Annotated in this window: 11 protein-coding genes; 10 read left to right on the forward strand and 1 reads right to left on the reverse strand. The window is 69.5% G+C overall.

Features of this window, described 5'->3' with window-relative positions; all coding sequences use genetic code 11:
- Position 1: 1 nt before the first annotated feature.
- Positions 2 to 928 carry a GntR family transcriptional regulator gene (locus tag QTI51_RS11630; protein WP_165840256.1) on the reverse strand — a complete coding sequence of 309 codons (927 nt, stop codon included), beginning with the start codon at positions 926 to 928 and terminating at the stop codon, positions 2 to 4.
- 183 nt (positions 929 to 1,111) lie between these two features.
- On the opposite strand from QTI51_RS11630, the gene aptA reads away from it, so the two are divergent.
- The 10 genes from aptA to QTI51_RS11680 all read left to right on the forward strand — a co-directional run bounded on the left by aptA (position 1,112) and on the right by QTI51_RS11680 (position 13,933).
- Positions 1,112 to 2,485 carry an omega-aminotransferase AptA gene (aptA, locus tag QTI51_RS11635; RefSeq protein WP_503011502.1) on the forward strand — a complete coding sequence of 458 codons (1,374 nt, stop codon included), beginning with the start codon at positions 1,112 to 1,114 and terminating at the stop codon, positions 2,483 to 2,485.
- Between the two features lie 20 nt (positions 2,486 to 2,505).
- Positions 2,506 to 3,609, forward strand: coding sequence for a C45 family autoproteolytic acyltransferase/hydrolase (locus tag QTI51_RS11640; protein ID WP_116907230.1), 1,104 nt, complete (start codon positions 2,506 to 2,508; stop codon positions 3,607 to 3,609).
- Between the two features lie 54 nt (positions 3,610 to 3,663).
- On the forward strand, positions 3,664 to 5,295 hold the full coding sequence (locus QTI51_RS11645; RefSeq protein WP_286515819.1) for an ABC transporter substrate-binding protein: 1,632 nt from the start codon (positions 3,664 to 3,666) through the stop codon (positions 5,293 to 5,295).
- A gap of 18 nt (positions 5,296 to 5,313) precedes the next feature.
- Positions 5,314 to 6,258 (forward strand): ABC transporter permease, encoded by a 945-nt coding sequence (locus QTI51_RS11650; protein WP_116907229.1) that lies wholly within the window; start codon positions 5,314 to 5,316, stop codon positions 6,256 to 6,258.
- Entirely contained in the window at positions 6,255 to 7,070 is an 816-nt protein-coding gene (locus tag QTI51_RS11655) for an ABC transporter permease (RefSeq protein WP_165840255.1), read from the forward strand. The genes QTI51_RS11650 and QTI51_RS11655 overlap by 4 nt, the downstream gene beginning before the upstream one ends.
- A complete protein-coding gene (locus QTI51_RS11660) occupies positions 7,067 to 8,749 on the forward strand; it encodes an ABC transporter ATP-binding protein (RefSeq protein WP_116907228.1) in 1,683 nt (560 codons plus the stop codon). Before QTI51_RS11655 ends, QTI51_RS11660 begins: the two co-directional genes overlap by 4 nt.
- Positions 8,746 to 9,741, forward strand: coding sequence for an alpha/beta hydrolase fold domain-containing protein (locus QTI51_RS11665; protein WP_286515818.1), 996 nt, complete (start codon positions 8,746 to 8,748; stop codon positions 9,739 to 9,741). Before QTI51_RS11660 ends, QTI51_RS11665 begins: the two co-directional genes overlap by 4 nt.
- A 17-nt stretch (positions 9,742 to 9,758) precedes the next feature.
- Positions 9,759 to 10,466, forward strand: a complete 708-nt coding sequence (locus QTI51_RS11670) for an FMN-binding negative transcriptional regulator (protein ID WP_116907829.1) — start codon at positions 9,759 to 9,761, stop codon at positions 10,464 to 10,466.
- Positions 10,467 to 10,489: 23 nt separating this feature from the next.
- Positions 10,490 to 12,214, forward strand: a complete 1,725-nt coding sequence (locus QTI51_RS11675) for a hypothetical protein (protein WP_286515817.1) — start codon at positions 10,490 to 10,492, stop codon at positions 12,212 to 12,214.
- A gap of 330 nt (positions 12,215 to 12,544) precedes the next feature.
- Complete coding sequence (locus QTI51_RS11680; RefSeq protein ID WP_286515816.1) at positions 12,545 to 13,933, forward strand: NHL repeat-containing protein; 1,389 nt, start codon at positions 12,545 to 12,547, stop codon at positions 13,931 to 13,933.
- The last annotated feature ends 168 nt before the right edge of the window (positions 13,934 to 14,101 follow it).

Here is a 14,101-nt window from a genome sequence, read left to right on the forward strand (position 1 = left end):
TTCAGTCGCCCAGCACGCCTTGCACGCGGCGCTCGAGCAGGTCGCTGGCGCGGCTCAGGTGCAGCCGCATGTGTTCGGCCGCGGTGGCCAGGTCGTTGCGCTCCACCGCGTCCAATATTTCCAGGTGCTCGTGACACGACTTGTGCAGCAGGTCGATGTTCACCAGCGGGTAGTCCGACAGGTCCGACATGCGGCGCAGCCGGTTTTGCTGCTGCACCGCGTCCAGGAAGAAGCGGTTGCCCGAGGCGCTGGCCAGCAGCTCGTGGAACTGCGCGTTGGCCTCGAAGAAGTCCATCCACGAATAGCGCGAGGCATGCACCAGCAGGCCCTGCTGCCGCTCCCTGCAAGCCAGCAGCCGCTGCAGGTCGACCTGGAAGCCGGGCTCGCGCAGGCCCGCGCATTCGACCGTGAGCCGAAAGCGGTAGCTCTCGCGTTCGCTTTCGACCGAGTCCAGCGTTTCGGTGAACTCCCAGCGCTGGTAGTGGCGCCCGCGCAGCACGCCGTCCTGCAGCAGCGTGGTGAGCACGGTGCGCAGCAGCGGGCGCGGCACGGCGTAGGTCTGCGCCAGCTCCAGCTCGTTCACGCGCGTGGGCAGCTTGCCCGCGAGGCGGTCGCGCAGCAGGCGGTAGTACAGGGTTTTTTCCTCGTCCTCGGGCATCTCGCGCCGGGCCCGGCCCAGCGCCTCGCGGTCGGCCACCAGCGTGTAGCCGCGGTTGGGCACGTGGGCCAGCAGCGCGCGCTCGTGCAGAAAGCGCAGCGCCGCGCGCACCGGCGTGCGCGAAATGCCGAGCCGCCCGGCCAGGTCGGCCTCGGTCATGTGGCGGCCGTTTTCGTAGCCGCCGGCCAGCGCCTGGTCGAGGATGTAGCGGCTCACGCGCTGGGTGAGCGGCGGAATCGCCTTCTCGAATTGTTCCAACTGTTCGGCCATCCAGGGGTTCTCCGTACGTCGCGGTCCGGGGCCGATCATCGCCGGGGTTTTGTATTTTTGGTGCTAAAAAACCATGTACATCTCGCACCAAAAATACAATTTAAATTTCAAGATCAGCGCCACGACGGCCCGGGCACCGGGTCGATTCCCAACGGAGAAAACCTCGTGGCCCCAGCCGACACCCTGTCTTCGCGTTCCCAAGCACCTGCCTCGACCAGTTCGGGTACCTCGCCCGCCTCGCTCGAGGCCTTCTGGATGCCATTCACCCCCAACCGCAAGTTCAAGCAAGCGCCACGCCTGATCGTCGGCAGCGAAGGCCTGTACTACGACCTGGCCGACGGCCGCCGCGTGCTCGATGCCATCGCCGGCCTGTGGTGCGTCAACGCCGGGCACCGCAACCCGCGCATCAGCGCGGCCATGAAGGCGCAGATCGACGTGCTCGACTACGCCTCCAACTTCCAGATCGGCCACCCCGGCGCCTTCGAGCTTGCCGAGCGCCTGGCGCAGATGGCGCCCGCGGGCATGGACCACGTGTTCTTCACCAACTCGGGCTCCGAGTCGGTGGACACCGCGCTCAAGATTGCCGTGGCCTACCACCGCGCACGCGGCGACGCGGGCCGATACCGCCTCATCGGGCGCGAGCGGGCGTACCACGGCGTGGGCTTCGGCGGCATCTCGGTGGGTGGCATCGGCCGCCAGCGCAGCACCTTCGGGCCGCTGCTCAACGGCGTGGACCACCTGCCCCACACGCTCGACCTGGCGCGCAACGCCTTCTCGCGCGGCGAGCCGGCGCACGGCATCGAGAAGGCCGACGCGCTCGAAGCGCTGCTCACCCTGCACGACGCATCGACCGTCGCCGCCGTCATCGTCGAGCCCGTGGCCGGCTCCACCGGCGTGCTGCCGCCGCCGCGCGGCTACCTGAAGCGGCTGCGCGAAATTTGCGACAAACACGGCGTGCTGCTGATCTTCGACGAGGTCATCACCGGCTTCGGCCGCCTGGGCGCGAACTTTGCGGCCGACCTGTTCGGCGTGGTGCCCGACATCATCACCACCGCCAAGGGCCTGACCAACGGCGCCGTGCCCATGGGCGCGGTGCTGATGCGCGGCGCGGTGCACGACGCCTTCATGCAGGGCAGCGTGAGCGCGGTGGAGCTGTCGCACGGCTACACCTACTCGGGCCACCCGCTGGCCTGCGCCGCCGCCATGGCCACGCTCGACGCGTACCTGCAAGACGGGCTCATCGCCCAGGCCGGCGCGCTGTCGCCCTACTTCGAGGAATGCCTGCACGCGCTGCGCGGCCTGCCCGGCGTGGCCGACGTGCGCAACGTGGGCCTGCTCGCCGGCATCGAGCTGCAACCGTGGGCCGCCGGCCCCGGCACGCACGCGCAGGCCGTGGCGCAGCACTGCCTGGACGCCGGCGTGCTCGTGCGCTCGGTGGGCGACACCATCGCGCTGTCGCCGCCCTTCACGCTGGAGCGCAAGCACATCGACCAGATCGTCGACAGCCTGCGCGCCGCCATCGCGCAGACCGCGCAGGCCACCGACGTGGCCGCCTGAATTCCGCAAGAAAGCACAAGATGGACATCGACTCGTTTCCCCTCTACGACATCGAAGGCGACGCCGCGCAATGCGGCCGGCAGTACGGCCGCGCCGCCGGCGACCGCATCGACCTGAGCCTGCGCACCTACCGCGCCGCCTTCGAGCGCGTGGGCCTCGGCTGGGACCGCACCCGCGCGCTGGCGCGCCGCTTCATGCCGATGATCGAGGCCTTCGACGCCGGCATGCTGCGCGAGATCGAGGGCGTGGCCGAAGGCGCGGGCGTGCCGCCCGAAGACATCGTGGCGCTGAACGCGCGCAGCGAAATGCTCTACGCCTTCAAGCAGCTCGAAGCCACGGAGCCGCCCGACGGCTGCACCGGCGTGGTGGTGATGCCGTCGGCCTCGGCCAGCGGCAAGCTCATTCACGCGCAGAACTGGGACTGGCGCGTCGAAAGCCTCGAACTCGGCGTGGTGCTGCGCATCAAGCCGGCCAAGGGCCCCGCCATCCTGACCTTCGCGGAGGCGGGCACGCTCGCACGCGCCGGCCTCAACAGCGCGGGCATCGCCGTCACGGGCAACTTCATCAAGGCCGACAGCGACGGCAAGCAGCAGGGCGTGCCGCTGGCGCTCATTCGCCGCGGCATCCTGCAGTCGGACCTGTATGCGAACGCGCTGGGCGTGGTGTGCCGCACGGCGCGCTCCATTTCCAACAACATGATCCTCACGCACGCCGAAGGCGAGGCCGTGAGCCTGGAGACCTGCCCCGACCAGGTGTTCTGGCAGCAGCCCGAAGGCGGCATCCTGGTGCACGCCAACCACTTCAAGACGCCGGCCGCGCTGGCCCGCGTGGTCGACCGCAGCCTGGAGACCACGCCCGACTCGCTGTACCGCGACCGCCGCGTGACCGAGGCACTGCACCTGCAGCGCGAACGCGCCGGCGGCCTCACCGAAGAAGACGTGCTCGTCGCGCTGCAAGACCGCTTCGGCGCGCCGCGCGCCGTGTGCCGCAGCCCGAGCGCGGGCCCCGGCGGCGCGTCGTCGGCCACGGTCGCGACCATCGTGATGGACCCGGCGGCACGAAAGATGCGCATCGCCCCCGCGCCCTTCAAGCCCACGCACCGCTTCACCGAGTATTCCCTCTGAGTTGTTCGCGCTTCCCTTGATCTGATCGGCCCAGCCCACGCCAGGAGTGTTGTCATGAAAGTTCCAGTGCCTCCCTTGCCCCTTGTCTCTTGCCCGCCCCGTGCATTGCGCACCGCCACGCTGACCGTGGCGCTGGGCCTTGCAACCGCCGTCGCGGCCATGGCCCAGCCAGCCCCCGGCACCAGTGCAGGTGCCGGGCAGACGCTGCGCGTGCAGATCAACTCCGACATCCGCAGCACCGACCCCGGCGGCAACCGCGACGACAACACCGACAACGTGCTGCTGCACGTGGGCGAAGGGCTGGTGGCGCTGCGCGAAGACACCTCGGTGGGCCCGATGCTGGCGAGCAAGGTCGACACCTCCGCCGACGGCCTCACCTACACCTTCACCCTGCGCGACGGCGTGAAGTTCCAGAACGGCGCCACGCTGGTGGCCGACGACGTGGTGTGGAACTGGCAGCGCTACCTCAAGCCTGCCACCAACTGGCGCTGCCTGCCGGAGTTCGACGGCAAGGGCATGACCAAGGTGCTGTCGGTCGAGGCACCCAACCCCAAGACCGTGGTCTTCAAGCTGGAGCGCCCCAGCGCCCTCTTTCTCACGATGATGGCACGGCCCGACTGCGGCAGCGCCGCCATCCTGCACCGCAGCTCGCTCAACGCCGACGGCAGCTGGAAGGAGCCCGTGGGCACCGGCCCCTACAAGCTCAAGGAATGGAAGCGCGGCCAGTACATCGAGCTCACCCGCTTCGACGGCTACACCTCGCGCGCCGAGCCGCGCGACGGCCTCACCGGCGGCAAGAAGGCCGAGGTCGAAAACCTGCGCTTCGTCGTCATTCCCGACTCGGCCGCGGCCAAGGCGGCGCTGTACAGCGGCGGCATCGACGCCTTCATCAGCCCCAGCCCCTCCGACGTGATCGAGATGCGCAAGCGCAGCGACGTGCTGGTCGACACCACGCCCGTGATGACCATGGTCGCGCTGCTGCTGCAGACCAACGACCCCGTGCTGAAGGACGTGCGCATTCGCCGCGCGCTGGCGCTGGCGCTCGACACCCCTGAAATCGCCCGCACCGTGACCGAGGGGCTCTCCGCCGTCAACAACTCGGTGGTGCCATCGTCGAGCCCCTACTACGACGCCACGCAGGCCGGCGGCTTCAAGCGCGACCTCACCGCCGCGAAGAAGCTGCTGGCCGAAGCGGGCTACCGCGGCCAGCCGATCCGCGTGATCGCCAACAAGCGCTACGAGGCGCTGTACTCGGCCGCCGTGCTGGTGCAGGCGATGGCGTCGGAGGCCGGCATCAACGTGGAGCTGGAGGTGCTCGACTGGGCCACCCAGCTCGACCGCTACACGAAGGGCCAGTACCAGAGCATGGCCTTCGTGTACTCCGCGCGCATCGATCCCTCGCTGAACTACGAAATGGTTTCCGGCGACAAGGCCGCCCAGCCGCGCAAGGTGTGGGACAGCCCCTATGCGCAAGCGCGCCTCACCGAATCGATGGTGTCGCGCGACAAGGCCCGCCGCCAGGTGCTGTTCGACGAAATGCACAAGCAGATGCTGCAGGACGTGCCGATGGTCGTGCTGTTCAACGCCAGCGACGCCACCGCCATGCGCAAGAGCGTGGTCGGCTTCAAGGGCTGGGCGCCGGCCAAGCCGCGCTTCTGGAACGTGCGGCTCGCCGCGGCCGGCTAGTCGAAGGGCCACGGCTTCATGCTCGCCTACCTCCTGCGCCGGATCGCGATGACGATCCCGACGCTGCTGCTGGTCTCCATCGCGGTGTTCGCCCTGATGCGGCTCATTCCGGGCGACCCGGTGCTGCTGATGCTCGGCGAAGGCGCCGACCCCGCGCAGCTCGCGGCCATGCGCCACCAGATGGGGCTGGACCAGCCCCTTCCCGTGCAGTACCTCGTGTGGCTGCGCCATGCGCTCGCGGGCGACCTGGGCGTGTCGACCACCAACGGCCTGCCGGTGCTGCCGCTGATCTGGGACCGCTTTCACGTCAGCGCCGTCATCGTGCTGGTCGCGGTGGCGCTGGCCTCGCTCATCGCGGTGCCGGCCGGCCTGGTCGCCGCCTGGCGCAAGGACAAGCCGACCGACCTGGCCATCATCGGCGCGGCCACGCTCATGCTGTCGGTGCCCAGCTTCTGGCTGGGCCTGCTGCTGTTGATGTTCTTCGGCCAGTACCTGGGCTGGCTGCCGGTGGTGGGCTACGTGCCGCTGTCGGAGAGCTTCTCGCAGGGCGTGCTGTACGTGATCTTGCCGATCGTCACGCTGCTGCTGGTGGAAACCGGCGTGCTCACGCGCATGTCGCGCGCCAGCACCATCGAGATATTGCGGCTCGAATACGTGACGCATGCGCGCGCCAAGGGCGTGCCCGAGTCGCAGGTGCTGCGCCGCCACGTGCTGCCCAACGCCTTCAACCCCACGCTCACCATGATCGGCCTCATCCTGGGCCACCTGCTCAGCGGCATCGCGGTGCTGGAGACCGTGTTCACCCTGCCCGGCCTGGGCCGCCTGATGATCGATTCGATCTTCGCGCGCGACTACCCCGTGCTGCAGGGCTGCCTGCTGTTCACCGCATGCATCTACGTGGTCATCAACCTGCTCGTGGACATGTGCTACCCCCTCTTCGACCCGCGGGTCTCGGTGCAGTGAAGAAGATCAAGACCCATACCCTCGTCGGCGGCGTGCTCATCGCGGTGCTGCTGGTCCTGGCCGTGGTGGCGGCCGTGTGGACGCCCTACAACCCGCTGGGCATCGACCTGCGCGCCAAGCTGCAGCCCCCTTCCATGGCCCATTGGCTGGGCACCGACGAGTTCGGCCGCGACGTGGCCAGCCGCGCCATGCAGGGCGCGGCCACCAGCTGCCTGGTCGCGCTGCTCACGGTCACGCTGGCCACGGGCATCGGCCTGGTGGTGGGCGTGGTCGCGGGCTTCGTGCGCGGCTGGACCGACCGCGTGCTCATGGCCTTCAACGACACGCTGCTGGCCTTTCCGGGCCTGCTGCTGGCGCTGGGCGTGATGGTGATCGTGGGCGCCAACAAGTGGGGCATCGTGCTGGCGCTGAGCCTGGCGTATGCGCCCTCGGTGGTGCGCGTGGTGCGCGGCACCGTGCTGTCGCTGCGCGAGCGCGAGTACGTGGAGGCCTCCCGCATGATCGGCAACGGCGAGCTCTACACCATGTGGCGCCACATCCTGCCCAACTGCGTGGCGCCCGTGGCCGTGCTGGCCACCAGCATGTTCGGCTGGGTGCTGCTGTCGGAAAGCGCGCTGAGCTTTCTCGGCCTGGGCGTGCCGCCGCCCGCGCCCACCTGGGGCAACATGCTCGCCAGCGCGCGGCCCTACATGGCCTCGGCCGTATGGCTGTGCGTGGTGCCGGGCCTGTGCATCGCGCTCACGCTGCTGGGCATCAACCTGTTGGGCGAATCGCTGCGCGACCGGCTCGACCCGCGCACGGAGAAGGCATGAACCATCCATCCAACCCCGCGGTGCTGTCGGTCGAGCACCTGAAGATCGAGCTGCGCCACGGCACCCAGCCGCTGGTGCACGACCTGAGCTTCGACGTGAAGCCCGGCGAGTTCCTTGCCGTGGTGGGCGAATCGGGCAGCGGCAAGACCATGGCCGCGCGCGCCATCCTTCAGCTGCTGCCGCCGGGCATCTCGCAGACCGGCGGGCGCATCGTGTTCGACGGCGAAGACCTGAGCACCAGGGACGTGAAAGCCATGCGCCCCCTTCGCGGGCCCGGCATCGGCATGGTGTTCCAGGAGCCGATGGTGTCGCTCAACCCGGTGCACCGCATCGGCGAGCAGATGGCCGAGGGACTGCGCATGCACACCAGCCTCGGCGCACCGGAGATTCGCGCGCGCATTCTCGACATGCTGCGCCGCGTGCAGATTGCCGACCCCGAGCGCTGCATGCACGCCTACCCGCACGAGTTCTCGGGCGGCATGCGCCAGCGCATCATGCTGGCCAGCGTGATGCTGCTGAAGCCGCGCCTGCTGATCGCCGACGAGCCGACCACCGCGCTCGACACGCTGAGCCAGCGCGAAGTGCTCGACCTGATGGTCGAGCTGGCGCGCGACAACGGCACCGCCGTGCTGCTCATCACCCACAACCTCGGGCTGGTGGGCCGCTATGCGCAGCGCGCCATCGTGCTGGAAAAGGGCCACCTGGTGGAGACCGGCGATGTGCCCGCCATCCTGGTCGAGCCGAAGCAGGCCTACACCCGCAAGCTGGTCGATGCACTGCCGCGCCGCCAGGCCGCCCGGCCCGAAGCCACGGCGCAGCAGCGACAGCAGCCGCTGGTGCAGGTGCGCGGCCTGTGCGTGAGCTACCCCGGCGCGCGCGCCGGCCTGTTCAAGCGCCAGCCGCCGCAGCGCGTGATCGACACGCTGGACCTCGACATCCACCCCGGCGAAATGGTCGCGCTGGTGGGCGGCAGCGGCTCGGGCAAGACCACGCTGGGCCGCGCCATCCTGCGGCTGGCGCCGTCGCAGAGCGGGCAGATCCTGTTTCGCGGCGAAGACGTGCGCACCGCCGGGCGCGCCGCGCTGCACCGCTTCAGGCTGGCCTGCCAGCTGGTGTTCCAGGACCCGTTCTCCTCACTGGACCCGCGCATGCGCGTGCACGACATCGTGGCCGAGCCGCTGCGCCACCTGCCCGCGCTGGACGCCGCCGCGCGCCTGAAGCGCGTGCACGAGACGCTGGACGAAGTGGGCCTGGACGGCCTGGGCGCGCGCTACCCGCACGAGCTGTCGGGCGGTCAGCGCCAGCGCGTGGCCATTGCGCGCGCGCTGGTGCGCCGGCCCGCCTTCGTGGTGGCCGACGAGCCCGTGTCCGCGCTGGACATGACCATCCAGGCGCAGGTGCTGCGCCTGTTCCAGAGCCTGCAGGCGCACCACGGCTTCGCGTGCCTGTTCATCAGCCACGACCTCGCGGCCGTCGAGCAGATTGCCGACCGCGTCATCGTGATGGAGCGCGGCCGCATCGTGGAGCAAGGCGCGCGAGACGCCGTGTTCGACGACCCGCGGCATGCGTACACGCAGGCGCTGCTGGCGGCCACGCCGCGGCCCCTGGCAACGCTGGCCGCCGCGGGCGTCGCGCCCCTGCCTGTTCCCCTGAACGTTCCCGAGAAAGCTTTCGCGTGACCCCGACGCCATCCTCTTCCACCTACAGCTGGCAGAACCCTTCGGCACCGCCGCCGCTCGACCCGCAGATCGTCGAGTTCATGCGGCTCATGGGCGCCGAGGGCGCGCGCTACCCGAAGCGCCACACCATCCCCATCGCCGAAGGCCGCGCCAACGCGGAGAAGGTGCGCGCGCCGTGGACGCAAGGCGGCCCGCAGATGGCGCGCACCGTCGAGCACCAGGTGCCCACGCGCCACGGCAGCGTGCGCATTCGCGTGCACTACCCGCAAGACCGGGTGCTGCCGGGCGCGCTGGTGTACATCCACGGCGGCGGCTTCGTGCTGTTCAGCCTCGACACGCACGACCGCGTGATGCGCGAATACGCGGGCCGCGCCGGCATGGTGGTCGTCGGCATCGACTACACGCGCGCACCGGAGGCGCAGTTTCCGCAGCCGCACGACGAATGCGTGGACGTGATGCGCTGGCTACAAAGCCACGCGGGCACGCTCGACATCGACCCCGCGCAGCTCTTCATCGGCGGTGACTCGGCCGGCGCCAACCTGTCGGTCGGCGCCTGCCTGGTGCTGCGCGACGCAGGCGACGCACTGCCGCGCGGCATGCTGCTGAACTACGGCGCGTACAGCACCGAGCTGTACCGCGAATCGGTGGTGCGCTACGGCGCGGGCGAGTACGGCCTGTCGCTGCACATGATGGTGTGGTTCTACGGCCTGTACCTGCGCAGGCCCGGCGACGCCGCGGACCCGCGCGTGCACAGCCTGAAGGCGCGGCTCGACGGCCTGCCGCCCGCGTGCATGGTGGTTACCGAGTGCGACCCGCTGTACGACGACAACGTGCTGATGGCGCAAGCGCTGCGCGACGCCGGCGTGGCCGTGACCGACACGCTGTACCCCGGCACCATCCACGGCTTTCTGGAAGCCGTGTCGGTCGCCGACGTGGCCGGCCGCGCCTTCGACGATTCGGTGCGCTGGCTGCGCGCGCTGTGCAACCGCTGAGCCGAGGCCGAACGCGCATGTACACGCCCAAGCCCTACATCGAGGCCGACCTGGCGACGCTGCATGCCGGCATGCGCGCATGGAGCTTCGCCACGCTGGTCACCGTCGGCCCCTCGGGGGTCAACGCCACGCACCTGCCCTTCCTGCTCGATACAGGAGGTGGTGCGCACGACGACTCGCCAGATGGCCCCGGCCTGCTGACCACCCACCTGTCGAAGAAGAACCCGCAGTACGTCGACCTGTGCGCGGGCGGCGAGGCGCTGGCCATCTTCCAGGGGCCGCACGCCTTCGTCACGCCCAGCTGGTACGTGAAGCAGAGCACCTTTCCCACGTGGAACTACACCGCCATCCACGCGCGAGGCACGCCGCGCGTGGTGGAAGACCGCATGGCCGTGCACGCCGTGCTGCAGCGCACGGTGGCCGTGTACGACACGCCGCTGCGCGAGCGCTTCGGCGGCAACTGGGACTACGACGCGATGCCCTTCGACTTCGTCGCGCCGCGGCTCGACATGATCGCGGCGGTGGAGATTCCGGTGCGCGTGCTCGAGGGCAAGTTCAAGCTCAACCAGGACCGCTCCGAAGAAGACCGCCGCGGTGTCATCGCCGCGCTGGAGCGGCTGGGCGATGCGCAGAGCGTGGCGGTCGCCGGGCTCATGCGGCGGCAGATGGAACAGGCGCAGACCCAGGCACAGACCCAAGCACAGGCGCAGGCGCAGGCCGCCTGAGGCAGCGCGGCACAATCGTCCGCGTGCCATTTTTCAAACTGCTGCCTGCCGGTCTCGCACTGGCTCTCCTGCTCGCCGCGCCCCCGATTCATGCCGCGGAGCCGGTGCTGCTCGTCACTTCGCCCGCCGCGCTGCAAGCCGCCGAAAAATCCGGCGCCGGCTTCGCGCGCTGGGTCGGCGATGTGCCCGCATCTTCAGAAGGCATCGCGACCAACCAGGCGCTGACGCGCTCGCCCGCGTGGCGCTCCATCACCGAGCCGATCGCCGCGAGCCTGGCCGGCATCCAGCGTCGCGACAAGCAGGCCGGCGTCGGCATCTCGAAGTACCCGCACCGCCTGTTCGACGCGCGCTGGCTCGCGAGCCCCGATGCGTATTTCGAGCTGGTGGGCGTGGCCAACCGCATGGACCGCCGCCCGTTCCAGCAAGGCGCCTGCGGCGAGATGCGGCTGGTGTATCGGTTGGCGTACCGCACGGCCGCGATGCAGTCGCGCCTGCCGATGACCGTCAACGTCGAACTGCGCGGCGATGCGCCCGATGCGAACGGCAGTTGCGCCGCCGCCGCGAAACGCTGGCAGCCGCCAGGCACTTCGATGCCCGACGAAGCGCTGGGCCGCTGGCTGGTGTCGGCCGAGGGACCGCTCGCGCCGCAGCGGCTCGCAGCCACGCGCATCTCGCAGATCACCACCAACCTGCAGAGCGTGCGCTGGCCTTCGGCGGTGCGGCCCGACCTGGGCGGGCACGCCGAGTACATGCTGCGCGCCTTCCGCTGGAACGCCGATGCAAGGCGCTTCGACGTGGCGCCACTGGAGAACACGCCCGACGTCGCCAGGCTGAAAGCCGACGCGCCGCTGCGCAAGGAACTGCAGCAATGGCTGCGCCAGCCGGCCCAGCTTCGCGCGCTCGACGAAGCCACGCTGCAGATCCCCGAGAAGTTCCTGGCGACCGAGGCCACCTCGGTGGCGCCGCGTGGCCTGGAGCGGCTGGCCAACCAGCCCTTCGCGCAGGTTTTCGCGGCGAACGAATGGCAGGCGGTCGAAGGCAGCCGCACGCTGGCGTCGCCCCAGGCCGTGCTGCGCCGGCTGGACGATTTGAGCTGCGCGGGCTGCCACCAGAGCCGCGCCGTCGCGGGCTTTCACCTGCTGGGCGTGGACCGGCGCGGTGCGTCGCGCACCTTCACCACGGGCAACGCGCTGGCCGTGCCGCACTCGCCGCACGTGCAGGACGAGTTGGCGCGGCGCGGCACCTACGTGCGGGCGTCGCTGCTGACCGCCAGGCCCGATCCGTTCCGCCCGCTGGCCGCGCCCGATGCACCGATCGCCGCGCCCGAGCGGGCCACGGTCGGCGCACGCTGCGAGCCCACGCGCATCACGCCATCGGCCAACCCGTGGCTGGACCGCGCGCAGAAGCTGCCGCGCATCGCTTGCGAAGGCGCGGCCTCGGTGTGCGAGACCACATCGGTCGGCTTCCCCGGCGGCATGTGCTCGGGCCCCTGCAACCCGAACGACAAGAACGGCACCTGCGGCGGCATCGCCGTGCTCAGCGATTTCAACAGCTGCCTGGCCGCGAAGAAGCCCTTCGGCGAATGCCTGGCGCGACACACGCGCCCCGGCAACCTGCGCAGCTGCTCCGCCGAGCAGGCGTGCCGCGACGACTACATCTGCGCGCAGGCCGATGGGCAGCCCGAGGGGCACGGCGCGTGCATTCCGCCGTACTTCCTGTTCCAGATGCGGGTGGACGGGCACTCGTGAGAACTACGCCCTCTCCCTCACCCTAGCCCTCTCCCGCAAGCGGGAGAGGGGACAACACAAAGCGGTCGATTCCGCCCCGATGCGTTACTCCCTCTCCCGCTTGCGGGAGAGGGTTGGGGTGAGGGCGAGCGGCGATGAAGGCTGCGCGATGCTGCCGAGCCCCCCGCCCTTGCTGGCGCCCGACATCAGGGCCGACCACGAGAAATACCAAATTCTGGGGATACCCGCTGACACGCTTGCTAACAATAATTGACAATTAGAAACCCCCTGCACGCTCGTCGGCAGGGGGCTTCTTTTTGCCGAGTCTTACAACCATAAAGAGGGGTCAAGATGCTGTTCAGTCAAGCAAGTTCGGTCGCGCGCATCGGTGCCGTGGCCGGTGCGGTCATGTTGGTGGCGTCATGCGGCGGGGGTGGAGGTGGCGGTGGCGGAGGCTTTCTGCCGGTGGTCGCACCGAACCCTCCGGCCACCGTGCCGCCCGTCGTGAACCATTCCATCGGCGGCACGGTCACCGGCCTTACCGGTCGCCTGGTGCTGCAGAACAATGCGGGCGACGACCTCACGCTGTCGGCCGATGGCAAGTTCACCTTTGCAACGACCCTGGTCGAAGGCTCTGACTACAAGGTCAGCATCCGTACCCAGCCCCTCTGGCAGTTCTGCACCGTCACCAAGGACACCGGCAAGGCCTCGGCCGACGTGAGCGACGTCGCCGTGGCCTGCTCGGCCGCGGCTGCCAAGGTCGAAAGGTTCGCCGGCGACGGCACCCCGGGCGCCGCAGACGGCAAGGGTGCGACCGCATCGTTCTTTTGGCCTTGGGGCATCGCCGTCACCAAGGATGGTGGTCTGCTCGTCAGTGACTGGGGCAACATCATCGTGCGCAAGATTTCGCCCGAGGGCGACGTCATCACGTTTGCCGGCGATGGAGGCAGTTCGACGGTGAACGGCAACGGCATCCACGCGTCGTTCGAAGACCTCGCCAGCCTCACCGTGGACGCGAACGACACCGCCTTCGTCGCGGACGCCGGCGGCCAGCGAATCCGCAAGATCACGCCGGCGGCCGATGTGGGCACGGTGGCGGGCAATGGCACGAAAGCCTCGACCGATGGCAACGGCATCGGCGCCACCTTCAACAAGCCCGTGTCGGTGGCCGTGGATGCCGCCGGCAATCTGTACGTTCTGGAGTACGGCGGCGGCGTCGTTCGCAAGATCAACCCGGCTGGCGATGTCACCACGCTGGCCGGCAGCAGCCCGCCGGGCTTTGCCGACGGCACCGGAGCTGCCGCGAAATTCGGGAGCGGCTACAACATTGCCATCGATGCGTCAGGCAACCTCTACGTCGCCGACAGCAGCAACCATCGAATTCGCAAGATCACCCCCACCGGGGTGGTCACGACCCTTGCAGGGACCGGCACGCCCGGCGCCACCGATGGACCCGGTAACTCCGCGACTTTCTCCGATCCCCGCGGCGTCGCTGTCGATGCGGACGGCAATGTCTACGTGGCCGATTTCGGTACCAGCCTGCTGCGCAAGATCACACCGGCAGGGGTGGTCTCCACGATCGCCGGCCAAAAGGGTGTTCGGGGTGGGCAAGACGGCATCGGCGCGGCTGCCACGTTCAATCAGCCTCAAGGGCTCACGGTCAACGCAGCGGGCACGCTGTATGTCGCCGACACCTACGGCAATCTGATCCGCAAGGTCACGCCGGTTCCGGCGCCCTGAGCTCGACGCACGCGCCCCGGCGACCGCGCCGGGGCTCCGCCGGGCAGGCCTGCCGCGACGACTACATCCCCGCGCAGGCCGGTGGCAGCCTGAGGGGCACGGCGCGTGCATACCGCCGTACTTCCCTGTTCCAGATGCGAGTGGATGGTCATTCCTGACGGGCATCCG

This window comes from Variovorax sp. J22G73 (assembly GCF_030317035.1).
Lineage (GTDB): Bacteria > Pseudomonadota > Gammaproteobacteria > Burkholderiales > Burkholderiaceae_C > Variovorax.